The 24727-nt window shown below is 56.1% G+C and carries 18 protein-coding genes; 3 read left to right on the top strand and 15 right to left on the bottom strand.

The genetic code is table 11. The features are described 5' to 3' along the window. Positions 1-163: 163 nt before the first annotated feature. Positions 164-394, bottom strand: a complete 231-nt coding sequence (gene gvpA, locus AABA21_RS29760; protein WP_338255845.1) for a gas vesicle structural protein GvpA — start codon at positions 392-394, stop codon at positions 164-166. A 635-nt stretch (positions 395-1029) separates the two neighbouring features. On the opposite strand from gvpA, the gene AABA21_RS29755 reads away from it, so the two are divergent. Further along, positions 1030-1959: a hypothetical protein gene (locus AABA21_RS29755; protein WP_338255843.1), complete on the top strand. Its 930-nt coding sequence runs from the start codon at positions 1030-1032 to the stop codon at positions 1957-1959. A 184-nt stretch (positions 1960-2143) separates the two neighbouring features. On the opposite strand, the gene AABA21_RS29750 is transcribed toward AABA21_RS29755, so the two are convergent. The 14 genes from AABA21_RS29750 to AABA21_RS29685 form a co-directional block, all read right to left on the bottom strand. Further along, positions 2144-3271 carry a sensor histidine kinase gene (locus AABA21_RS29750; RefSeq protein ID WP_338255840.1) on the bottom strand — a complete coding sequence of 376 codons (1128 nt, stop codon included), beginning with the start codon at positions 3269-3271 and terminating at the stop codon, positions 2144-2146. A 218-nt stretch (positions 3272-3489) separates the two neighbouring features. Beyond that, positions 3490-5031, bottom strand: coding sequence for a sensor histidine kinase (locus tag AABA21_RS29745; protein ID WP_338255838.1), 1542 nt, complete (start codon positions 5029-5031; stop codon positions 3490-3492). A gap of 32 nt (positions 5032-5063) precedes the next feature. Beyond that, a complete protein-coding gene (locus AABA21_RS29740) occupies positions 5064-5747 on the bottom strand; it encodes a response regulator transcription factor (protein ID WP_338255835.1) in 684 nt (227 codons plus the stop codon). A gap of 133 nt (positions 5748-5880) precedes the next feature. After that, positions 5881-7164, bottom strand: a complete 1284-nt coding sequence (locus AABA21_RS29735; RefSeq protein ID WP_338255833.1) for an RNA-guided endonuclease InsQ/TnpB family protein — start codon at positions 7162-7164, stop codon at positions 5881-5883. A gap of 575 nt (positions 7165-7739) precedes the next feature. After that, on the bottom strand, positions 7740-7985 hold the full coding sequence (locus tag AABA21_RS29730; RefSeq protein WP_338255831.1) for a hypothetical protein: 246 nt from the start codon (positions 7983-7985) through the stop codon (positions 7740-7742). Between the two features lie 24 nt (positions 7986-8009). Continuing rightward, on the bottom strand, positions 8010-9032 hold the full coding sequence (locus AABA21_RS29725; RefSeq protein WP_338255828.1) for an SDR family NAD(P)-dependent oxidoreductase: 1023 nt from the start codon (positions 9030-9032) through the stop codon (positions 8010-8012). Positions 9033-9095: 63 nt separating this feature from the next. Next, complete coding sequence (locus tag AABA21_RS29720; protein WP_338255827.1) at positions 9096-10607, bottom strand: molybdopterin-dependent oxidoreductase; 1512 nt, start codon at positions 10605-10607, stop codon at positions 9096-9098. A 118-nt stretch (positions 10608-10725) separates the two neighbouring features. Next, positions 10726-11733 (bottom strand): SDR family oxidoreductase, encoded by a 1008-nt coding sequence (locus tag AABA21_RS29715; RefSeq protein ID WP_338255824.1) that lies wholly within the window; start codon positions 11731-11733, stop codon positions 10726-10728. Between the two features lie 60 nt (positions 11734-11793). Beyond that, positions 11794-13533: a GMC family oxidoreductase gene (locus tag AABA21_RS29710; RefSeq protein WP_338255823.1), complete on the bottom strand. Its 1740-nt coding sequence runs from the start codon at positions 13531-13533 to the stop codon at positions 11794-11796. Positions 13534-13567: 34 nt separating this feature from the next. Further along, entirely contained in the window at positions 13568-14374 is an 807-nt protein-coding gene (locus AABA21_RS29705; protein ID WP_338255821.1) for a gluconate 2-dehydrogenase subunit 3 family protein, read from the bottom strand. Then, positions 14374-15411 carry a hypothetical protein gene (locus AABA21_RS29700; protein WP_338255816.1) on the bottom strand — a complete coding sequence of 346 codons (1038 nt, stop codon included), beginning with the start codon at positions 15409-15411 and terminating at the stop codon, positions 14374-14376. Before AABA21_RS29700 ends, AABA21_RS29705 begins: the two co-directional genes overlap by 1 nt. 20 nt (positions 15412-15431) lie before the next feature. Further along, entirely contained in the window at positions 15432-18485 is a 3054-nt protein-coding gene (locus AABA21_RS29695) for an FAD-binding and (Fe-S)-binding domain-containing protein (RefSeq protein ID WP_420917230.1), read from the bottom strand. A 147-nt stretch (positions 18486-18632) separates the two neighbouring features. Further along, complete coding sequence (locus AABA21_RS29690; RefSeq protein ID WP_338255812.1) at positions 18633-19748, bottom strand: enolase C-terminal domain-like protein; 1116 nt, start codon at positions 19746-19748, stop codon at positions 18633-18635. 25 nt (positions 19749-19773) lie between these two features. Next, positions 19774-21564 (bottom strand): thiamine pyrophosphate-requiring protein, encoded by a 1791-nt coding sequence (locus AABA21_RS29685; protein ID WP_338255810.1) that lies wholly within the window; start codon positions 21562-21564, stop codon positions 19774-19776. 491 nt (positions 21565-22055) lie between these two features. Here AABA21_RS29685 and AABA21_RS29680 point away from each other — a divergent pair, with 491 nt between their 5' ends. Both AABA21_RS29680 and AABA21_RS29675 read left to right on the top strand, forming a co-directional pair. Next, positions 22056-22826: an SDR family oxidoreductase gene (locus AABA21_RS29680; protein WP_338255808.1), complete on the top strand. Its 771-nt coding sequence runs from the start codon at positions 22056-22058 to the stop codon at positions 22824-22826. An 11-nt stretch (positions 22827-22837) separates the two neighbouring features. After that, entirely contained in the window at positions 22838-24694 is a 1857-nt protein-coding gene (locus AABA21_RS29675) for a glycoside hydrolase family 15 protein (protein WP_338255806.1), read from the top strand. The last annotated feature ends 33 nt before the right edge of the window (positions 24695-24727 follow it).

Genomic DNA, 24727 nt, shown 5'->3' with positions numbered 1-24727 from the left:
TATACAGCACTCTCCCTGCGGCTCGTTTCGCCACCGTTTTTAGCGCCTGGCTTGATCATCGGCACCGTTAGATCGACTACCCCACCTGAAAATGCTGCCACCGCCTCGCTATCGCAACGGCACTAATAATCAAGCCAGTCCAGAGCAATGTGATGTTTTATAGTTAGCTCGCCTCGGCAGCACCTGCTTCTGGTCCAGAAGCGACCAGGCCGATGGCCTCGGCGTATTTGAGGTATGTTTCGACGGAAGCGACAACAACCCTGGCTTCAATGGTTAGAATTTCAATACCGATCAATGAGAGTCTAACCCAGGCATCAATGACTATCCCCTTATCAAGAATGCGGTCAAGGACCTCTGCCAGACTAGATGACGCTGGAACTTTGTCTACCGGCATTTTTCCCTCCTCCTACTGCATTTAGCGTATGACTTGTTTAAGCGTCTAGCTTTTTTGTTTACACTAGACATAATATGATGTTCAATCTGTGATTCAGATTCTATTTGTAAAAACCTCAAAGGCATTTGAAACTTTTTATGCAGGCAACCTGCCCTTCTCGGTTAACAACAAGTAAGTATTCCCCAGCTTGAACATATAGAGATAACCTACGTGCATTGCAACATTCCTATTTTTCGCTGCCTACAATATTTATAACACGATGAAGAAATATTATAAGTTTCCAACCCACTTTCAAAATTTCGCCAGCTACACACCGGCTTAACCAATCTTCCTGAGGCATTTTTCCGAAATCCTTCGCACGTAGAAAGATTACCAATAGGCTAGAATGGATTGAAATATGTTATTCTTAAAAAGAAACAGCCATAATAGTTGACTTTTAGGGTTGACTATATATCGATGAAATTGTAGGTTACAGCAACGCTCCGATAATCCGGCTTTTAACAGAGGCATTTAACATGAAGAAATCATGCAAATACCCGAACGATAAAAGCCAGACAGTATCAGAGAAGTATACCAATAGACCTGAGCAGTTCGGAAGTCCATCATAATCTGTACCAATACATAAGGGGATACATATGGCAAACAAAAGCGTCAAAGAGCATTCTGAAGATACCTCTGCCCAGGAAGAAACACAGACCCGACCGGAACAGGATGAACAGTCTACCACTGATAAAGAGCAGGAGACCTCCGAGCAGGATGAGCAGTCTCCCGAAGAAGATACTGCTGAGCCATCTCCAGAGAAATCTGAGCAGCCTGCCGAGGAAGAGCAGCCTGCCGAGGAAGAGCAGCCTGCCGAAGGAAAAGAAGAGAAAGGTCCCTCACAAGACCTGCTAAGCCGGGTAGCGGAAAATGTCGACAAAGCGCAGGATATTCTGGCAAAGATCGTCCTTAGCGCTTCGGTTGCCAGACAGATACTCGATAAAGTTGAGCCGCTGCTAGACAATAAGGAGACGCTCAAACCACTCTACGATGTACTCGATACGGTCGATAAACGTGCGCATACCGGGCAGAATCTGCTCAGTAAAGTGCAGCCGCTGGTCAAGCGGCAGGGTGGGGTCGGTAAGGCTCTAGAGCTGTTAGACCAGGCCACAGATAAAGTTGGTGAACTGCAAGGAACACTGGCTAAGGCAACGCGGGGCGTCGGTTGCCTTCAGAAGGTCTCATCACTGTTCGGTAAAAAAGAGGAAGTGGGTGCGCTTCATACCATGCTGCAGAAGTTCACCTCCGCAGTGGAAGTAATACAGAAGCTACTGCATAAAGCGAAGGAGTTCCTGACCAGGCCCAGGAAGGTCTCAAAGGAGATCAAAGAAGCAGCTGGAACGGTCAAAGAGACCGGCGGAGGGCCGGCCAAGAAATTAGAGGCATTGAAGGGCACCAGCCTCATCAAGGGCGCGCTCCCCTCTAAACAAAAAGACGAGGAGGACAAAAAGAAACTCCCCCCACCAGAAAGCTGGGGCATGATGGGAAACGCGGAGCACTTTATCCTCGTCTGGAGCGGCAAATAGCTTGAGCAGCCCGGGCATGCCGCAGGCGTTTTCGCACCTGTGGTGCTCACGAGTCATTTTATATTGATGCATGGGGGCGCGAATGCGCCCCCATGCACCAACACAAAAAACCAGCGCGGACGCGCGTGCGGGGGCGCTCACATGCCCCAATATAAAGAGGGTAAGGCCCATTCTAAAATGAGTATCAGGTATTGATGGGCAAAGCAACGGTAAAGGTTGAGCCTTCGCCGGGCTGGCTCTCAACCTGTATCTCGCCATGGTGGCGGGCAACAATCTCTCGGGCGACGTATAAGCCAATGCCCAGGCCTGAGCGATTATCATTGTCCGTGTCAGGCACGCGATAGAAGCGCTCAAAGATCCTCTGCAGATAGAGCTCGGGGATACCTTTTCCGTAATCGCGTACCCGTATGAGCACACGATCATCCTCAGCAGTCACCGTGATATCGATGGGACGGCCCCTGGGTGAGTATTTGATGGCATTCATGACCAGGTTGATGATGACCTGCGCCAGGCGATCCTTATCGGCACAGAGCGTGGCGTGGGATTCCCCGCTAAACCTCAGCGTGTGATGGGAAGAGTTGTGCTGGAGCAGGATTACCAGATCGCGCACAAAAGGATCGACCTCAAACAGGGTATCCTTATAATCCATCATACTGGCCCTGATCTTTGTGACATCGAGGAGATCGTTGATGAGCCGTGTCAGGCGGTCGATCTGCTTATCCATGATTGAGAGGTATTCAACCGGTTCCTCCATCGCATCATGGTCCGCCAGCATCATCTTGAGTACCTGGGTATGGCCCTTGAGGTTGGTGATGGGGGCGCGCAACTCGTGGCTGGCGGCACGGATAAACTCCTCTTTGCGCTTTTCCAACTCCATGCGTTCGGTGATGTCACGATATGTGCTGACAATACCTTGAACCAGGGGGTGATGTAGCAGGTTGCGAGCAATAGCCTCGATATAGCAGAATGTGCCGTCCTTGCGCAGGAGGCGAAATGTGCTGGTGACCACTTTGTCGGGATTATTGATGGCGTCAATGAGAAAAGCCTGTTGCGCCTGGATATCGTCGGGATGAGTAATGGGATTGGTAAATATGTTCTGGCCGACGCGTTCCTCAACCGCCCAGCCTAACAGGCGCGTGATGGAGGCGCTCTGGTAAAAAATAGTGCCATCAGCTTTAAATACGGTAATAATATCGGCGATATTCTCGATCCATAAATGAAATTGCTCATCCCTGTTCAGCAGAGTCTGTTCTTCACCTGACTCGTCTTGCCGTTGAGAACCGCCAGACTGCATTGATTCTTGTGGAAGCATGGTATCATCCTTTGAAGCATCGAGCATAGCCAATAATAAACAGTGCTATAGCAGATAGTATGGCTATTTCTGAGACAAATGCATATCATTCTTTTTAGAGCCATAAATCCTATTTTAGTAGCACAGGGATTATCGGTTCGCGAGAGAATGCCATAATGACATTACGGCCTGATGCAGTGGAAAGATACAGCGATGCGAACGTCTGCACTGAGGCGTGGTCAATCACCAGGGTTCATTGGTAACCATATATAGAAACATGATCCCTTTGATAGCTGGCTATCGACGGTGATATCACCACCATGCGCACTGGCGATGAGGCGGGACACGAAGAGGCCCAATCCGGCACCGTGCTTACTACGAGAGTTTGGCTGCGTCGCTCGATAGTAGTGCTCAAAGATATGGGGAATGTCGTGGGGTGCGATGCCCGGACCCGTATCACAGATGTGGATCGTGGCCCATGAGGCGCAGCGATTATACGGCTTGTGGTCGATACAGGACGGTGGTTCCTGCTGCGTGGTTAATTCCACGAAAATATGTCCACCGGGTTGTGTATACTGTAGTGCATTATCGCAGATGTTGACGATCATGTGCTTGAGCAGATCTCTATCACCCCGCACGCCAAGCTGCTCCAGCTGTCCCATCCTCAGCTCCACGGCCTGCCTGTCTCCCTGCAACTGGCGTAAGATCTCGATCAGCAGCGTATCCAGCTCTACCGCCTGCACATGCTTCTCGTCCAGTTCGGGTATAATTCCCACCTCAGCCCGGGCCATCAACAGCAGATTAGTCAGCAGCCAGGAGACGCGTCGGAGCTCTACATTGATCTCCTGCACATCATGCTGGGCCGTACCTTTGAGATCGGGATCCATCAGGAGGATATCTATCTGCCCTCGTATCGTTGTAAGCGGGGTCCGTAGCTCGTGTGAGACGTCAGCGACGAAACGGCGCTGGAGCTGAAAGCTTTTCTCCAGCCTTTCCGTCATGTGGTTGAAGGCATCGGTCAATTGCTGTATTTCAGTAGCCGATGACGTGGGTGAGAGCCGCGCACCGAGGCTCTCCGCACTTAAATCAAGCATAGTGGAGCTTAAATCGCTTAATGGACGCAGCTCGCGATTGGTGACGAGAGAGCCGATGACATAGGCCAGCAGAGCCGCCACCAGCATGCCGATGCCCAGGAACAGCAACAGGACTCGTTGCATCTCACTGATCGGCGCGAGCGAGCTACCAACCTGGGCGATCGCGATGACGGCACGCGCATGGTCTCGTATCGGAAAGGTCAGAGTGCGGACCTGCAAACTGCTGTCCTGTTGGTAGGTACGAAATACATTCTGCCCCTGCAGAATCGTTTTCGTATCAGCCTGGTTGAGGATGAAACTTTCACTTTGCAGATTGGCCGAGTGGTAAAGTGTCCTCCCGGAGTGAATATCAATAAACTTGATATATGACGGATTGTCCACCGTGAACTCGTTGCCAGGTACTCCCTGCAGCATCTGGTTGAAAAATTGAGCATCAAAGCGGTGACCCGCCGCGAACCATGAGGTGGTCGCAATCTGCATCTTCTCACTCTGTAATGACAGGCGATTATCCAGGCTGGTCTGCAGATAGGAAGAGACCAGCACAAAAATAAGGCCACTTAAAATAAGGAAGCAGAACAGGAAGATCAACACATTCCAGAATACCAGGCGTTGGCGCAGTGAAGATGTCTTTTTGAAGCCAGAGAAAGGAGGGGAAGCATTCTCCGCTGTAATCGCAGTCTCTCCCATAGCTATCATCTCTTTTCTGACAAAGAGAGCGCCTATGCTCTCAGAACGTATCCAATGCCACGTACAGCATGAATGAGATCGGGCTTGCCACCTGCATTTAGCTTTGAGCGCAGATAGTTGATATATACTTTGATGACCTCCAGTTCAGCCTCATTGTCATATCCCCACACGCGCTCAAAAATACGTTCTTTGGACAATACATGACCCGCGTTCTGCGCTAAAAATTCGAGCAGATCGTACTCGCGCCTCGTCAGCTCAACCAGTTCTTCAGCGCGCCAGACCTGGTGAGCGCTGGTATCCATAACGAGATCACCGATCTCGATACGCTGATTGCTCTGGTGCAGGCTCTCGACACGCCGCAGGGCCGCGCGAATCCGTGCCACCAGCTCTTCAAAATCAAAGGGCTTGGTAATATAGTCATCGGCCCCACTATCGAGGCCGGTTATCTTATCGGCCAGATCGTCCTTCGCCGTGAGCATCAGGATGGGCAGCGTCTCATTACCGGTCGCGCGCAGGTAGCGGCAGAGCTCAAAGCCATCGAAATCGGGAAGCATGATATCCAGGATTACAAGGTCTGGCGCGGCATGCTCCGCCTTTTTAATGGCCTCATTGCCATTTTCAGCGCTGATTACCTCAAAACCCTTATACATCAACCCACGGCGCAGAAAACTCACAATCTGCTTTTCATCTTCAACCACAAGTATTTTCGCCATCATTACTTCCCTGCCCCTGCTGGTACATTGAGACCTTGCATCTGATTCACCTTTACTCTACGACTTTTTTGTTAAAACCTGGTAAGAAATGCGCGTCTCAAGAGCGTCTATTCTATTTTCTAATAGTTCCAAAACACTAACGAATGCTAGACATTCTGGGTTCGGAGGGAATGACAATCCTCGCAGGATGCACTACGAAAGACGCTGGTAACGCAACCAGCGCCTTATTCACATCCTGTATCCCATTGCTGAAAGCGTCTGGGAATGCTTTGCGCAAGATATTATAGCTGCCGTTCACGTCGGCATTGAATGCTCTCCCATTCTTTGCCTGATACAGTCCACGTGCTATTCGCCTTCCACTGAAAACCGGTTTCTTCTTACCTGTTTTTCCGTAGACTGGGAGTATGTCCAGGTCGAGAAAACTTGCCTTGCTCGTGTAGCTTTCCTCTTGCAGCATGACCGTGATCCCAACCAATGTGGCTTTGTAGGTCAGCATGTCGATGAATCTTGCATGGGGCAGTTGCACAAAATGCTGGTTATTCTTTTTGCCCATATTGGCTGCTTGCTTCCAGGCAGGATTTTTGCCAATAATGAGCGTTCCTATGCCTTCAGCTACCAACAGATCAATGATCCTTCTGGAAGCGGTATGCATGTAGTGATCAATGCGTCGGGTCCTCTTGGCTGAGACCCGTTCCAATTCGCGCGAAGTGTGATGATGGTGACTCATCTTCTTGCGAAGTGTTGCCGCGTGTTTGTTATAGCGTTGGTTCACACTCTTGAGTGGTCGCCCGTTAACTAGTCGTGGCGCAAAGCCACGTTTGTTTGATGTTAGCGCCACAAGATTGTTGACTCCAATATCTATCGCTGCGACAAGAGATGGGTCGAGCTGTTGTGGAGTTTCCTCCTGCGTGTAGACAACCTCAACCACATAGGCTCCACTGTGCTTCGGGACAATGCGCACCTGATCAACATTTCTGTGTCTGGTTGGCACCTCTATCCCAAGTTGAGATGGTTTGATGATGCCCTGGCGCAGTGCTGGTTGAGAAATGGCCTGGAGCGTGTAGACAAGCACATTCCTGCCATCCTTCTTCTCTTTGTATCCAGGCAACTTTGGGCGTCCTTTGAACGTGGAGGGATCCTCTTTATAGGCTCGCACTGCCGCAAAGAATGCTTTCCAGTTCTTGTCCAGCAGCCTGAGGACTTGTTGGGACACTTTGGTAGGCAGTGCCCGATACGTCTCATGCTTCTGCATCAGCTTGTCCAGTGCATTGTAGCTCAGGTATTTACCAGTGAAGATAAAGCACTGCCTGATCTCATAGAGTGCGGCATTGTAGAGGTTCTTGGAGGAAAAGGCAGCCTGATCGATCAAAGCAAAGCGTGCATCAGTTTTCTTGATCACGTGTTGCTCTACCAATTGCATTCTACTCTCCTTCCTCTCATGCTGCTACAATCTTCTCTGCTTTTCGTTTCGCTCATCTTTGCCCAGAGAGCCTTGCGCAAAAACGGTCGATGATTGAAACGAGGTCAGCTAACACATATTCTGTGCTTGTGTCTGCGTAGTTCACCACCTCAATTTCGCGCCTTTGACCATGAAGAAGTGTTTCAATAGAGCGAAACCCGAACCTTATTCCTCTGTCCTTGTGTTCCATCACAAGATTGGTCAGTAAGCAGGGAAAGAAACTTTGGGTGGCTATCATTGACTCCTGACCCAACCTCTTTCATCACCTGAGCTATCTGATAGCCTTTGGCCGCACAATAGGCGACTCATCGCTCTGCTTGACTATCTATCGAGGTTGGACGTGTTCTCAGCACGAACACCTTTAGCTTTGGCGTCATCATGCAACTTCATAGGATGATTTATAGCAGAGAACGCAAGAGTTGTAAACAGTTCGCTACAGTTTTAGGAAACGTTTATTATACGGCAGATAGGTGCCTCCCGGTTTTATACTCGGGCTAAACAGAAATTGTCCCGGCCCCTTTTATCCCGTGGAGAGATTAGAAGGTGGTGTGGTCGTATGGCCAGAAAATGCCCCCATTATACGTAAGCTGGAAGCAGAGGCTGCTAAATTTGCTGATCGCTTTCTCCAACCAGTGTTGTCGGCTATGGGCATCCGGTGCTGGCTGGGGAACCTCTTCTTCTCGATATGCGGCGCGTAGCCTGCTCAGACGTTCTATCTCGACTTCGGTGAAGCCAGCTTTGCGCAACATTGCGCGGCCGTCTCGATATTCCATATGCTGCATAGCAATCTCCCGTTCTAGCATCTATCAGACGTCTTCATTGTAGTCCTGGGCGGCTTTGCGTCCCAGCGTCGTCAAAAATGATTGCGATAGGCGTGTCTCGCTTTCCCGCCCCGTGGTGCTATCAAATCCATCGGCCGCACCCGCGTCCGGCAGCAACCGGTTCACAATACTGAGCAGCCTGATGGTCATCTGGGGGAACATACCATGGAAGAAGGCGAGCATTTTGGCGGGAATGGTCAGGGTAACCGCGACACGGCGCTTCTGGGTAGCGTGTACGATATGCTGCGCCGCCAGCTTCGCGCTGGTCGAAAGGAAAGGCAGACTATCGGAGATGCTAAACCAGGTATATTCAGCATGGTGCTTGCCTTTGAACAGGGCGTTGACCGGCGATCCGGTCCGCATCAGACCAGGCGTGACGGTGACTACCTGGATGCCCTCCTTCGCCAGTTCGGCATGCAGTCCCTCCGAAAAGCCGGTCAGCGCGAACTTCCCGCTTGAATAGGGTAAGAGGTGGGGGACGCTGACCTTGCCACCGATGGAGGAGATGTTGACGATACAGCCTTGCTTGCGCTCCACCATCTGTGGCAGCACGGCCAGCGTGGCATAGACCGCGCCCCAGAAAATGATATTCATGCTATCCTCAAAGTCATTGAGCGTCTGGGATAGCACTGGTCCAACGGTGGTGATACCGGCATTGTTCACCAGGATATCGATACGCCCGTAGTGTTCGGTCGCCTGATCAATGAGATGCTGCACCTGTTCCCGGTTGGTCATGTCGCAGGGGATCGCCAGGACCGGCGCTCCTTGCTCCGCCAGTTGTCGCCGCGCCTCTTCCAGTTCCTGCTCATCCTGCGCCGCCAGGACCAGCCTGGCTCCCTGGAGCGCGAACTCCTCGGCCATGGCCAGGCCCAGCCCTCGCGATCCCCCTGTAATGAGTACAACCTGTCCGTGCATGTCGGGAGGCGTCTTGCGCCGCGCGATCGTCACGAAGGCGCGTACGACGCCTACTACCATCTTAAAAGTACTCGGCTTTCCATCAGAACCCATATCTCTCCTCATTCCTTCCTCTTCGTCATAGAACCAGCAATGCTGTATCCGACAAGTGGCGCTTTACACTTCCGCGCCTCGTCCATAGTACATCGTATCTTCGCGCGATCCACCCTGACCGGCGCGGATATCATCGTAGCGCTCCACCAGCTCGATTGAGCGCAGGTACTTCACCATTTTGTAGCCGAGCACCGTCTCAACGCGTAGCCTGAGCGGCGCGCCGTGGGGAATCGGGACTGGCCCGTTATTGAAATCGTAGGCCAGGATGGACTGTGGATGCCGCGCCAGCTCCATATCGATAACCTCGTAAAATGGATAGTAATGCTCGCCATCCAGACTATGCTCATCGAGGCCATATGATGTAAAGACGAGGTACTTCGCCTCTGGCCGCGGCTCACAGCGATTGAGGATTTCGCTCACGCAGGTGCCGGTCCACTTGCCAACCCCCGACCAGCCCTGAATACAGTTATGCTTGGTGATCTGCGAGGTCACGGGCAGATCGCGCAGGTCGTCAAGGGAGAGGCAGAGCGGATGCTTGACCAGCCCGTTCACCTCCAGACGCCAGTCGCGAAAGTTGTTCTGCGCCAGGTGCTTATACTCTTCGCTGGTCGGAGGAGCCCCGTTGACCCAGAAATAGGGCGAGATATCCTCCTCTTGATAGTGCTGGACCGACCTGGCTCCGTGCAGAAGCGCATTACGCGTGGGATCAACCACCGCGCCCAGGGCGTGCTGCACTTTGCGGCGATGCCGCGCCGAGTAGACGGTCGTCCACACATAGATCAGCGCCACCAGCAGCAGAGCCGCGATAGCAATGTCAAGCGCCGTCCAGAAGTTGGCCCGATCGCTGCCGAACACAATATCGCGAATGTTGTTCTGAAAATGGACGATGAGCACCAGGGAGACGTGAATGATGATGAAGCCGATAAAAGCCAGCAGACTCAAGAAGTGCAGGCTGCGTCCCACCTGCCGTCCCCCGAAGATCTTGATGTACCAGGGGAAGCGTGCCGCCACCGCTGGCGACATCGTCGCGCCGGTCAGCAACATAAATGGTGCCAGCAGAAAGACGACGCCTGCATAGGCCAGCTGCTGCAGCGGATCGTAGGGATGAAATTCGCTGGCGGGCGGGATATGAAACGTAATATACGTCAGAAAGGTGTGGAAGGCCTCCGGCACAATCGACCACGAGGTCGGAATGAGCCGCGCCCACTCGCCGGTGGCAAAGAGCAGCACCACGTAGATCAGGCCATTAAGGACCCAGAAGATCACGGAGAAGAAGTGCCAGTGTCGTCCAATGCCCAGGTTTTTTCCGCCCGGCAGTGCCAGCCAGGGTGAGGCTGGCACCTCGTCATCCAGCGAGGTGTAGACGACGTCCTTCTTCACCGGCACCTTCTTGCGCGTGAACCGGATCCACTCTTTGCCGGGCGTGCTATTGTCATTCCAGTAGAGCCGGGGATGGGCGGCCAGAATTTGAATGCCGCTACGGATCAACAACCCTATAAACAGCAGATTAATATAGTGCGTGATCCGTAGCCAGAGAGGAAACCCCAGTTCAGCAATCACCAGATGGGTATTCATCTTCGTTCTATCCACTTTCCAGGAGCCCATCAAGACGCACGTACGGCTCCTCGCTCTAATTTGCATCGTATTACGGTATTTCATCTAAAGTCGTCACGAAAACCGCACACCTCTGGTTTCATCGATTTTTCCCGAAGAGGGCGACACCGACAAGGCTCGCCAGGGCGGCTCCGCCAAGGGCGAGCAGGCCACGATGGGTATCCGCCCATAGCTGCAAGCTGCGATCCCTGGCCTGGGCGTCAAATGCCCCGTGCGCCCCATGGTCGCGGTCCTCATCAACGGGCGCCCAGAGATTGTTGGGGCGGTCGGGATCTTCGCGCTGGCTGGTCTGCTGCGAGTTGAAACCTGTCTTGCCGAGGTAGCGATCACCATAGCCGGGGGCGAGCTTGTTGCCCTGAATGACGATGACCGTGGAGAGCCCGATAAAGAGCTGGCGACGATAATGATCGGTCACCCAGGTGACCGCGTCGGCGATCACTTCCGGCTGGTAGATGGGTGGAACGGGCTGCGCTTTGCGCGGCAGACGGCTCTTGACCCAGCTGAACTGTGGTGTATTGACGGCGGGAAGCTGCACCATGGTGATCTTGACGTTGCTCTTGTCATGGATCAGCTCGGCGCGCACCGATTCGGTGAAGCCCTGAATGGCGTGCTTGGCGCCACAGTAGGCCGACTGCAGAGGGATACCGCGATAGGACAGCGCCGAGCCGACCTGGATGATCCTCCCTTGATCGCGTGGCAGCATGCGGTGCAGGGCCGCCAGCGTGCCATAGACCTGTCCCAGGTAGGTCACCTCGGTGACGCGTTTATATTCCTCCGGCTTCATCTCCTTTGCCGGTGAAAAGACCGAGGCCATAGCGACATTGATCCAGACATCGATGGGGCCAAAGGTTTCTTCGACTTTGGAGGCCGCGGCCTCCACCTGCTCGGCGTTGGCCACATCGGTCGGCAAGACCAGTGCTTTGCCCCCCATGCGCTCGACATCTTTCTTCGCCCCCTCCAGTCCCTCATGGCCACGGGCCAGCAGCCCGATATGGGCGCCGCGCCGGGCGAAGGCCTGCACAATAGCGCGGCCAACACCCGCCGATGCCCCGGTCACCACAACAACTTCTGCTTTCTGTGCTTGCATCTCACATTCTCTCCTTCTATCTGTTCCAAACCTCAATCTCTGGCTCTGGGATAAACCCATCTACACGAGACGCGGCACACCTTTATTGGCCGTGCCCGCCGGCGAGAGATTCCGCCTTACTGGTGGATCGGTTACCGAAATTCGCTCGGGATGGGAGGACAGGACGTCACCGGCATTCGAGATCAGGTAGTCGGCGGTCCTGGCGGCGAGCGCCTGGATGGTGAGTCCCGGATTGGCCGAGCCCTGCGTGGGCAGCAGGCTGCCATCGCAGACAAACAGGTTGGGGATATCATGGGTGCGGCCAAAGCTGTTCGCCACCGATGTGCTGGGGTCGCTCCCCATGCGCGCACCGCCGACCAGGTGGGCGTAGCGCGACTCCTGCACCACTTCCTGCGCGCCGGCCGCCTGCATCACCTCGGTGGTCTTCTTCACCCCGGCTTGCGCGATCTTCTTATCGTTGTCGTGCAGGTTAAAGGTCACTTTGGCGACGCGCAGACCGAACTGATCGGTCTCATCGGCCAGTTCCACGCGATTGTCTTCCCAGGGCAGGATCTCGCCCAGCACGCCCAGAGCGGCCCAGTGGTTGTAATCCATCATGACGCGGCGCATGCCCCAGCCCCAGGCTCCCTTGGCCACCAGCATCTGCTTGGCAAAGGCGATAGGAAGAGGACCCACCGTCTGAATGGCGAAGCCGCGAATAAAGTCGTTTTTGGGATTGGTCTCATAGAACTCCTCGGTCAGCGCGTGCGCGGGCGGCGCCTTGTACATGCGAATGGGATCTTCAAAGCGGCCCAGCACAACGTTGCCGATCTGCACCATCAGGTATTTGCCGACGGTCCCACTGGAGTTGGCCAGACCCTGCTCGAAACCGGGACAGGCAGAGTTCAGGAGCAGACGGGGCGTCTCGATGGCGTAGCCAGAGACGATGACTACCTTCGCCTTGAGCTCGCGCTCATGCCCATCGGGATCAAAGTAGGTGACTCCGGTGGTGCGTCCGTTCTTCATGTTGATGCGCGAGACCATGCAGTTGGCGCGAATCTCGGCCCCATGGCGGATGGCATCGGGCACGTGGCTGATCAAGGTGCTCTGCTTGGCGCCCACCTTACAACCCTGAATACAGAACCCACGGTAGATGCAGTGCTGGCGATCACCATGCGAGCCGGCCAGGATAGCGACGGGGCCTCCAGCTACAACAGGGATGCCCAGTTTCGTGCAGCCTTTGACCAGGACATCGCCCACACCACCCAGGGGATGGGGTCCATAGATATAGCCGTGTGGATCGCCCCAGGGATAGTAAGCAGGTCCGGAAACAGGGATCTCGGCCTCCAGCAGTTCATAATATGGCTTGAGCTCCTCGTAAGAGATAGGCCAGTCGGCCCCCATACCGTCGGACGATAACACATGAAAGTCGGACGGATGGAAGCGCGGCGTAAAACCGGCCCAGTGAACCGAGCCACCGCCGACGCCGTGGCCGCTGTTATTGGCGCCCAGTGTGATCGGATCTTTGCCACCCGTGATGCGCAGGTCATTCCAGTACAGCTTTGACGACCCGGCCTCGTCGCTGACCCAGTCGCGCTCCGTCTCCCAGAAGGGGCCCGCCTCCATGCCGACGACACGGAATCCTGCACGGGCCAGGCGCTGGATCAAAACACCTCCCGCTGACCCCACACCCACGATACAAACATCAACCTCTTCATCGGGAGCAAAATGGTGCATAGGAAAATCTATTTTTTGGACCGGCCCCAGCATATGCTTTCCAGGCTTCGGCCCCTCAAATGCTCCTAAAATTGGCTTCTTCATAAACTATTCTCTCTCCATCCATTCTTCAGGCTCTTTAGTGTGTGCCTTCCTGACCTGAAGGCTGTTGCTTATGACCACCGGGGCCACCTACTGGCCGATAGGTATCGGAAAGGGCCTCATCGGGCGCACGCCACTCATAGCGCTGCTCCTCCACCTCCCATGGCTCGGGCTTGCCACCCTCCAGGCGCATGTAGCCGCGTGGATAGGCGGGACCCCCAAAGCCGATCTCGTCCCAGGCATAGGGATGGGCATAGTAGGCATCGACCACATCCTGCATCAGCAGCATCCAGAAGCGCTGCACCGACATGCGCTGCCAGATATCCTGGGCGGCGGGCGGATTGACGTCGTGGATGGTCTGAAGGACCGCGTCCTGCTCGCCCTGGCCCAGATCGGCAAAGGACCGGTCATACATATGCCGGGCAATGGTCTCGATCGCCTGCAGTCCCAGGCGGTGCGCCTCGTGATCCGGAGGCATGTCTTCGTAGCGGTAACCATCGATACGCCTGTGATAGAGCCTGGTATCGATGTAGTTGACCACCGGTATCCGGTGCGCCTCGTCGCGATCATCCTGCGGGAGCAGGCGGTCACAGATGGCCTGCATCAACCGGGCCTCCTCCGGCGAGAAGAAACGGATGGGTGGCACGTCATGCACGCGGGCCAGCACGACCTTGCGCGTCGCCTCATCCCAGAATGCCTGCTGGCTCAGGGTATGGTAGCCGGGATAATAGCCGGGCTGCGCCCGTGGCTCCAGGGGGTGACCGGTCGTGCCATCTACAGGCCAGCGGTCGCGCCCTGCATCCCGCTGCTGCTCGTCCTTACGGGCGTTGTCGCGGATCTTCATTAGTCTGCCCTCCTTAAGAGACTGGCCAGAACACCCAGGAAGCCGGATGCTGCGAACAGCAGTGGCGCGAAGATGGGAGGGCCATAGACGATGTTATAGAAAGGCTTCTTGAGTCCTCCAGGGCGGCGCACCACTCCGCGCACGTGATAGAGGAAGCCGATGCCACCATTGAGCAGGGCCAGAATCGAGGCCAGCGGCAGCAATGTGCGCGCCATCGTGCGGCTCCACACCGTCCCGATGCCCGCGATCATCAATACGGGAGTCAGCAGGACGGGCGTCCACTGGACCCGATAGCTGAAGTTGTTTTTGTAGTGTGAATAGAGGGCCTCGATGCCACTGAAAAAGGCCGAGACGGCGGTGGCCACGCCCAGCACACGCTGGAAGCGGCCCTCGCGTACATCTTGCTCGAAGACGATGCCTTCCCTGACCAGTTTGCGCGGCAGCCAGCCCGCGCGTGGACGCGGCATCCCTGGCAGCGAGGTGTGTGCGGGATCGTCTTCACGGCGCAGCAGTGAGGCGATCAAGCCCAGAAAACCGCTGATCGCGAACAGCAGGGGCGCGAACACCGGCGGTCCCATGATGACGTTAAAGATAGGGATGCGCCATCCCCCAGGCTTGCGCGCCACGCCACGCACATGAAAGTAGAAGCCGACCACGCCATCAAGCATGGTAAAGAGCGAGACGATCGGCAAGACCGTACGGGCCACACGCCGATTCAACGCGCCCCATACGCCAGCGACGGCCAGAATAGGACTGATGATAACCGGTGTATACATGATCTGCTGACCATAGCTCCCCCGATAATGCTCGTAGGTCACCTCAAGGCCGGCCAGCACACTGGAGAACGCCGTGATCAGCGACAGACTGCGCTGGAAGCGTCCCTCACGGATATGCTGGTCGAGCACGATTCCTTCATGGGTAATCGCGCGCGGTAGCAGATTCCGCAGGCCCGAGCGATGCGCTTTCCCTTTTACAAAGGGTATGGGCGGGGCCTCAACCAGATCTTTGATTGGAGATGCAGTTTTCGTTAGAGCCATATACTATTTCCTCATTTTGTTCATTTCACTGCTAAGCGGCGCTGTGACAACAGCCTCCAGGCGAGGATGGCGATGGCGCCCATGATCCCCGCGCCCAGAAGCACCGTCCCGCGCCGCGCCGGGACTGCCTGCGCCTCACGGCTGTGCAGTTCGCGCTTGTATTGCCTCTCTGGATAGTCGCCAGAGATCTTTTGCTGCTGCTGACGGAGCGCCATCTGCAGCACCTCTGCCAGGTGCAGTGCCTTGCGATCCGTGGTCTGCTCGATCTGCTCACGGCAGCTAAAGCCATCGGCGATAATGATGGTGTCTTTATCGGCCTTACGCACAGCTGGCAGCAGCACGCGCTCGCCCGCTTTGATCGAGATATCGTAGTGATCTTTTTCGAAACCAAAGGCACCGGCCATTCCACAGCAGCCCGAGTCGAGCACCTGGAAGTCGAGTCCTAGCCGCGAGAGCACGGCCTCCTCGTCATTCATCTTCATGATGGCCTTGTGATGACAGTGTCCATGCACAACGGCCTGCTGTGACAGTTGCGGCAGCTGGTAGTCCTTGCTCTTCTGTTCAAGGAACTCGCTGAGCAGGAACGTCTGCTGGCTGAGCCGCTTCGCGTTCTCATCATGCGGGAAGAGATTCTTCAGTTCGTCGCGAAAGACGGCGGCACAGCTCGGCTCCAATACCACGACGGGGGTGCCCGCTTCAATCTGCGGTCCAAGCGTGTCCAGGATCTGCCGCAGCAGATGCTTCGCCTGGTCAAGAAAGCCATAATCATAGAGCGGGCGACCGCAGCAGAGCGATCGCTGCGGCACGATGACCTGGTGGCCGGCCGCTTCCAGCACCTCGACGGCGGCCATGGCCGTCTCCGGCTTGAGATAATTATTGAAGGTGTCGGGCCATAGGATCACCTGTGGGCCGCCTTGATTGCGCGTGTCGTGTCGCTGGAACCATTGCTTAAATGTTTGTGGGGCAAAGGTAGGGATGCGTCGCTGTGGCGCGAAGCCGCCCATCGTCTTTGCAAGGCCGCTGAGAACGGGCGCGTGGGTCACAAAGTTGACCAGGCCAGGCATGAGCGAGGCGAGCCGCGCCCACCAGTAGATCAGGCCCATGGAATAGCCGGTCAGGGGACGCAATCTCCCCTGGTAGTAGTGTGAGAGGAACTCCGCCTTGTAGGTCGCCATATCGACGTTGACCGGGCAGTCTCCCTTGCAGCCTTTACAGGCCAGGCAGAGGTCGAGCGCCTCTTTGACCTTCTCGTTGCGCCATCCCCTGGTGACAGGATCGCCCTGCAGCATTTCAAAGAGCAGGCGGGCGCGTCCGCGCGTGGTATCCTTTTCTTCACGCGTCACCATAAAGCTGGGGCACATGGTGCCACCCTCGATGCGGCGACACTTGCCGACGCCAACGCAGCGCAGGGTGGCGCTGGCGAAGCTCCCCCCATCGTCTGGAAACTGAAAGTGTGTCTTGACCGGCAGCGGCTGATAGTTGGTCCCCTGGCGCAGATTCTCATCGACTCGATAGGCATTCACCATCTTGCCCGGATTCAGCTTCCACGCTGGGTCCCAGATAGACTTGAACTCACGAAAGGCATCGATGAGCTCATTGCCAAACATTTTGGTGGTGAACTCTGCGCGCGCCTGTCCATCACCGTGCTCCCCCGACAGCGAGCCGCCGTAGCGCACTACGAGATCGGCCGCGTCATTGATGAAGGCACGAAATTTTTGAATCCCTTCATGCGTATCCAGCTCGAAATCGATGCGGGTATGCAGGCATCCCTGACCGAAGTGCCCATAGAAACTGGCGCTATACTGATAGCCATCCAGCAGCTTGCGCAGGTCACGCAGGTAGTCTCCCAGCTTATCCGGCGGCACGGCCGAGTCCTCCCAGCCCGCCCAGCGTGCTTTTTCGCCGGGCACCAGCGCGGTCACCCCAAGGGCGGCCTCGCGCACCGACCAGATCTTCTGCTGATCTGCAGGATTATCATAGATCTTGATATCTGGCGCGTGTTTTTTCTCTTTCAGTTCATCGACCAGCGCCCGTGCCTGCTTGCCCGCGTCTTCTTTATCCTGCCCGCCAAATTCCACCAGCAGCCAGCCTCGTCCTTCGGGAAAAAGGGCGATCTCATCAGGGTGCATACCCTTCTTTCTCATGTCACTGATGAGGCCATCATCGAAGCCTTCCAGGCCGATGGGGTGATGCTTGAGCAGTTCGGGGATGCGGTCGCAGCCGCTATAAATATCTGCATAGCCAAGGACCACCAGTGTGCGTACCGGAGGACTCTCGACAAGACGAGTCGTTGCTTCCAGCACCACGGCGCAGGTGGACTCGCTGCCGACCAGCGCGCCCGCCACGTTGAAGCCGTTTTCTGGCAGCAGTTCGTCGAGATTGAAGCCGGAGACGCGACGCGGAATGTCTGGATAGCGTTCGCGGATCAGATCGGCGTAGGTGTCGCGCAGAGCTTTGAGCCGTGCGTAGATCTCACCGCGCCTGCCACCCTCCCTGATGATGCGCTCAAGCTCCTCATCGCTCGTCTTGCCCACGCGCATGCGCAGACCATCATACGTCAGGATCTCTAGCTCATCGATGTTGTCGGAGGTCTTGCCCGCCATCAAGGCGTGGGTTCCACACGAATTGTTGCCAATCATCCCTCCAAGGGTGCAGTGATTGTGGGTAGCCGGATCAGGACCAAAGGTGAGATGATGCTCTTCAGCCGCCTGGCGCAGATGGTCGAGGATGATTCCCGGCTGCACGCGCGCGCGCCGTCGCTCGGGATCCATCTCGATGATCCCGTTCATGTACTTTGACATGTCGATCACGACCGCGACGTTACAGCACTGGCCCGCGAGGCTGGTGCCTCCTCCACGCGCCAGGACCGGCACGTTGTATGCCCGGCAGGCCGCCACCGTTGCCACCACGTCGTCTTTATCCCGCGGGATCACCACGCCGATCGGCACCTGGCGATAGTTCGAGGCATCGGTCGTATACAGTCCCCTGCTCCCCTCGTCAAAGCGAACCTCGCCGCGCACCTGCTGGCGTAGATCGCGCTCTAGCGCCTCCACGTCAACCACCATGCTCGTCATGGGCACACTATGCACGTTGCTGTTCTTCACATGTGTATGTGCATTTTCATTGAGAACCACTACATGTTTCACTGAATCATCCTCTCTCTCAGAGTTGCCGTGGGAAGTATGTATCACGCCTCCCTTCTCACCATCCAGGCCGGTCCGCTACACGGCGTACTTCTCGGCGTCGGAGCGCTTGAAATCAAGACCCATGCCCGGTCGGGTAAGGTCAGGATGTAACGCGCCCTTCACCGGTTCAGGAACACCATCAAAGAAGAGATGCTCGATGCGCACGTGGTCATGGAAGTATTCCATATGGCGGAAATTCTGGACGGCGCAACAGGCATGGATGTGCAGAGCCGGCCCACAGTGCGAAGAAAGCTCAAGCGAGCGTGCCTCACAGAGGATGGCGGCATTCAGGAAACCGGTAATACCTCCACAGCGTGTGGCATCGGCCTGCAACACATCCACGGCGTTGGCCTCAAGCATGCGGCGGAAGTACCAGAGATCGTAGCCGTACTCGCCGGCTGCGATATCCATACCCGCTGGCGCGCGATCGCGCAGGAGATGCAGTCCCTCCAGGTCGTCGGAAGAGACCGGCTCCTCAAACCAGGTGACACCATATTGGGACGCGAAGATCTCGGCCAGGGCGAGCGCCTCTTTGCGGCTGTAAGCTCCATTGGCATCCACGAACAGCTCTGTATCCGGGCCAATAGCCTCACGCGCCTGTGCCACGCGCAGCGGATCTGCGTTGGGCTGGCGGCCAATCTTCATCTTGACACGCGGGATGCCGGACGCGGCCCATCCACCAAGCTGAGCCTGCAGCTGCTCACGCGAATACGCGGTAAAGCCGCCGCTACCATAGATCGGCGCGGCATCGCGTACCCCACCCAGCAGGGAGACCAGCGGCAGATCCAACAGCCGCGCCTTGAGATCCCACAGGGCGCTATCAACGGCGGAGATAGCCATCGAGGCGATGCCGGGACGTCCCAGGTTGCGAATGGCTTCGACCATGGCGGCCCAGCAGCCAGAGACATTCATAGCATCGCGTCCCTCAACGATACGGGTGAGCATCGTCTTGATCAGGGTGGCCGTCGATGTATCGGCATAGGTGTAGCCAAGTCCATGCTTGCCACCACCGTAGGCCTCCACAATGACGATCGTTGTTTTATCCCACACATAGGTGCCATCCGACTCCGGAGAGTCGGTTGGCACCGTGTAGGCCGAGACTTCGAGCCGTTCAATGGCGACGCCGTTGTCACCAAATTTCGTGCTAGCCATAATCCTACACCTGCTTTCTTACGGTCTAGCCACGATGTGGCACGATACCTTCAACTACGCCCTTGATGGACTCCTTGATGATCCCACCCTCTTCGGGATCATTCTTGAGGAGCGCGGATGTATAGTTCTTGGCCTGCTCAAAGGTGATGTGCGGCGGCAGCGTGGCCACGTTCCCGGAGGTATAGGCCTCGAAGATCACCGGCCGATCGGCGGAGAGGGCGGCATCCCAGGCCGAGGCAACATCCTCCGGTCGATCGACGCGAATACCCTTGAGGCCAATCGAATCGGCGTAGGACGCGTAGGGGAAGTCCGGCAGGTCCTGCGTGGACTCTAACTTGGCGTTGCCCGCCTCGATGCGCATCTCCCAGGTCACCTGGTTGAGGTCACGGTTATTGAGCACCAGGAAAATGAGGCGAGGATCGCTCCAGCGCTTCCAGTACTTGGCGACGGTGAGCATCTCGTTCAGGCCGTTCATCTGCATGGCGCCATCTCCGGTTAGAGCTATCGGCACGCGATCGGGATAGGCAAACTTGGCGGCGATGGCGTAGGGGACAGCCGCGCCCATCGTGGCCAGGCTACCGGAGAGGGAGCCCTGCATGCCACGGCGCATCTTGATGATGCGCCCATACCAGTTGGTGGCGGTACCGGCGTCTCCGCTCAGGATACAATTGTCCGGCAGGCGTTTGGAGAGTTCCCAGAAGACGAGCTCGGGGTTGAGCGGATCGGCACTCTCCATGCAGCGCGCCTCAACCACCTTCCACCAATCGTGATAGCCCTTCTCGATCTTCTCGCGCCACGAGCGGTCCTCTTTGCGTTCGAGGTATGGGATGAGGGCGCGCAGCGTCTCGGTGCTATCACCGATCAGGTTGACCTCCATCGGATAGCGCAGGCTGAGGTTGCGACCATCGATATCGATCTGGATGCCACGGGCCTGTCCCTCCTTCGGCAGAAACTCGCCATAGGGGAAGGTCGACCCGATCATGAACAGGGTGTCGCATTCCATCATCATATCGTAGCTGGGCTTGGTTCCCAGCAGACCGATACAGCCGGTGACGAAGGGGAGATCATCGGGGACCACCTGCTTGCCCAGCAGGGCTTTGGCTATACCGCAGCCGAGCAGGTCCGCCACCTGGATGACCTCATCGGTCGCATGCTTGGCTCCCGCGCCGACCAGGATCGCCACCTTCTTCCCCGCTTTTAAGACCGCGGCGGCCCTCTTGAGATCTTCTTCCGTAGGCACGACACGCGGGGTTGAATAGCCGGTGCCGGTATGCACGGTATTGTGGGCGTGTGGTGGCTTCTCAACGGCATCCAGTTCCTGTACATCTTTGGGGATAATGATGCAGGTCACGGTGCGCTCGGCCATCGCGATGCGCATGGCGCGATCAACTAACTGGCGAATCTGCACCGGGCTTGAGGCGGTATAGACGTACTCACCGGCCACATCCTTAAACAGGGTCTGCAGATCGACCTCTTGCTGGTAATTGCCACCGATGGCGGCGCGCGCCGCCTGGCCCACGATCGCTACCACGGGACGATGGTCCATCTTCGCGTCATAGAGACCATTAAGAAGGTGGATCGCGCCCGGACCCGAAGTAGCCAGGCAGACACCGACCTCGTCGGTAAACTTGGTATGCGCGGTCGCCATAAAGGCCGCCATCTCTTCATGACGTACCTGTACAAATTCAAAAAGCTCCTGGTGGCGCTCCAATCCTCCTAGAATACCATTGATGCCATCACCAGGATACCCATAAATACGCCTGACACCCCATTCCGCGAGGCGCTCTAGTAGAAAATCACTAACGGTCGTACTCATTTCTTTCTCTTCCTTCTCCTGCTAATACAGGGCTCTACAGCATAAACAGGCATCAGATCTATACTGACAATGATTGACTGTTCACTTCTCATTGCGTTGCTAGAAATCAGTGTAGAAGCATTTGGTTATAACTTGGTAAAAATTATTGCAGAGTCTTTAAGAGCGGGGAATCAGGATTCAAATCGATATTCTGGGGGTCTCTCTTTTTTACCATTTCCTTACCATCGCTTATTACACTTTCAATAAACCAGTTACTACCATAGCCAGACGAAGTAATGATTGCGGTCTACCTGTGTTTTCGCACCTGTGGTGCTCAAGGGCATATGGTAGTTGGTGCGTCGGGGGCGGAGGCGCCTCCGACGCACCAACTACCATAACCGGTGCAGCCGTGCAGCGGACGCGCATATGGGGGCGCTCATGTGCCCCGCTCTAGATGAAAGTAAGACATATTCTGAATAAATATATGCTTGAACAGACGAAAGGATACCTATATGGGACAGCTAGATCAAAAAGTCGCCGTTGTGACCGGTTCCGATAGTGGCATTGGCCGGGCCATCGCCATTCAATTCGCGAAAGAAGGGGCAACCGTCGTTATCAACTATGCTCATGCGCAGGATAAAGCGGAAGAGGCCCTGCAGACCATTAAGAAGAATAATGGCAAAGCGATCATCATACAGGCGGATGTCTCACAGTATCAACAGGTCGCCGGGCTCATTCAGCACACAATTGAGCAGTTTCAGCATATTGATATCATGGTCAACAACGCGGGTATGGAGATCCACAGCCCGTTTCTGGATGAAACGGAGGAGCATTTTGATCGTGTTCTGGGCGTCGACCTCAAAGGCGCTTTTTTCGGCGCGCAGTTGGCCGCACGCGAGATGATCAAACAGAAGACCGCGGGCCGCATCATTAACATCTCCTCTGTCCACGAAGACTTGCCGATGCCCGGCAACGTTCCCTACTGCTGCGCTAAAGGCGGCATGCGCATGCTGACACGCACGGTCTGCCTTGAACTGGCCCCCCACAACATTACCGTCAACAATATCGGTCCCGGCGCCGTGCATACACCAATCGATAGGGACGTTGAGGCGGACCCGGAGAAGATGGGAGCGTTGCTGAAAGAGATCCCCTTACATCGTATGGCGCAACCAGAGGAGGTCGCGCAGATGGCCCTCTACCTGGCCTCAGATGCCGCCTCCTATGTCACGGGCGCGACCTTCTTCATCGATGGTGGACTCATGCGCAATACCGGTGGGCTATAGGGGAGAGTGGTATGTCAGAAGAACAGAAATATCTACCAATTGAAGATTACGCGCTGATAGGAAACTTGCACACGGTGGCGCTGGTGGGCAAGAATGGCTCCATTGACTGGTGCTGCCTGCCACGCTTTGACGCGCCAAGCGTTTTTGGCGCTCTGCTGGATGCGAAAAAAGGAGGCTTTTTCCGCATCTCCCCAACTGATATGTCAGACGTCAGGTGTCAGCAATTGTATCTGCCAGAAACCAATATCCTGCTCACACGCTTTCTCAGCCAGGACGGTGTGGCCGAGGTGACGGACTTCATGCCGATCAAAGAGGTAGGCACCCCCACGCGCGATCACAAAATTATCCGGTCCGTGACGATGGTCCACGGGTCGCTCTCGTTCACGCTCACCTGCCAACCGGCCTTTAATTACGCGCGAGATGAGCATCGAGTCGAGATGTCAGAGAGCGGGGCCACCTTCCTGCATCAGGACTTCCACCTTAGGCTTTCCTCGCCGGTCGCACTTGAGCAAAATGAGCAGGGCGGCGTCAAAGCCACGTTTACGCTCCATAAAAATGAAACCCTGCATTTTCTGCTGGAGAGCAGCCAGGACGGCAAGCAGGAGCCGCAACCGATCTCAGAGAAAGCCTACCAGAAAGCCTTTCATCAAACATCGCACTACTGGCAGAACTGGCTCTCGCAGTGCAAGTATCAGGGGCGCTGGCGCGAGATGGTGCAGCGCTCGGCCCTCGTCCTGAAATTGCTCACCTACGCGCCCACAGGCGCGATCGTGGCGGCGGCCACCACCAGCCTGCCGGAATCGATTGGAGGAGAGCGCAACTGGGACTATCGCTACACATGGATCCGCGATGCCTCGTTCTCGCTCTATAGCCTGCTCACCCTCGGTCTGACCCAGGAGGCGGAAGCGTTCATGGGCTGGCTGGATGACCGCTGTCACCAGTTGAACGACGGCGGCACGCTCCAGCCAATGTACGGCATCGATGGCGAGCAGAAGCTGACCGAGATCACCCTCGACCACCTGGAGGGATACCGGCAGAGCCGTCCCGTGCGCGTTGGCAATGGGGCATATAAGCAGACGCAGCTCGACATCTATGGCGAAATGATGGATGCCATCTTTATCTTCAATAACCACGAGGCGATCAGCTATGATCTGTGGCTCCATGTGCGCAACCTTCTCGACTGGCTGGCGGAGCATTGGCAGGAGCCCGACGAGGGGATCTGGGAGGTGCGTGGGGGCCCCAAACACTTCCTGCACTCGCGCCTGATGAGCTGGGTGGCCTTTGACCGCGCCATTCGTATCACACGCGATCGCGGCTGGCCCGCTCCGACCGAGAAATGGGTGGAGATCCGCTCCCAGATCTACGAGCAGATCATGGATGAGGCATGGAACGAGAAGGAGCAGAGCTTCGTGCAATATTATGGGAGCGATGCCGTTGATGCCAGCGCCCTACTCTTGATGATCACCAATTTCACCGGGACCAGGGAGCCGCGCATGCTCTCCACCATCGAGCGCATCAAGCGTCAGCTCAGCGAGGGCTCCCTGGTGAAGCGCTACTCGCAGGGTGCGGCGGATGATGGCTTGGAGGGGCAAGAAGGGACCTTTAGCGCCTGTAGCTTCTGGCTGGTAGAAGACCTGGCGCGCGCGGGCAAGCTCGATGAGGCACGCCTGCGCCTGGAGAAGCTGCTCTCATACAGCAACCACGTCGGCCTGTATGCCGAAGAGATCAGTCCCGCAGGCGTAGCGCTGGGCAACTATCCCCAGGCCTTCACCCATCTCGCGCTGATCACCGCCTGCTATCACCTGGATAAGGCGCTCAACATCCATCTCGGACACGCGCACCCCACCTCGCAAAACCTCTATGATTAAAACTCAGGGCAGATGTAGGAAGTGAAAGGATCG

This window comes from Dictyobacter halimunensis, from assembly GCF_036245075.1.
This window is presented reverse-complemented; position numbering and strand designations above follow the sequence as displayed.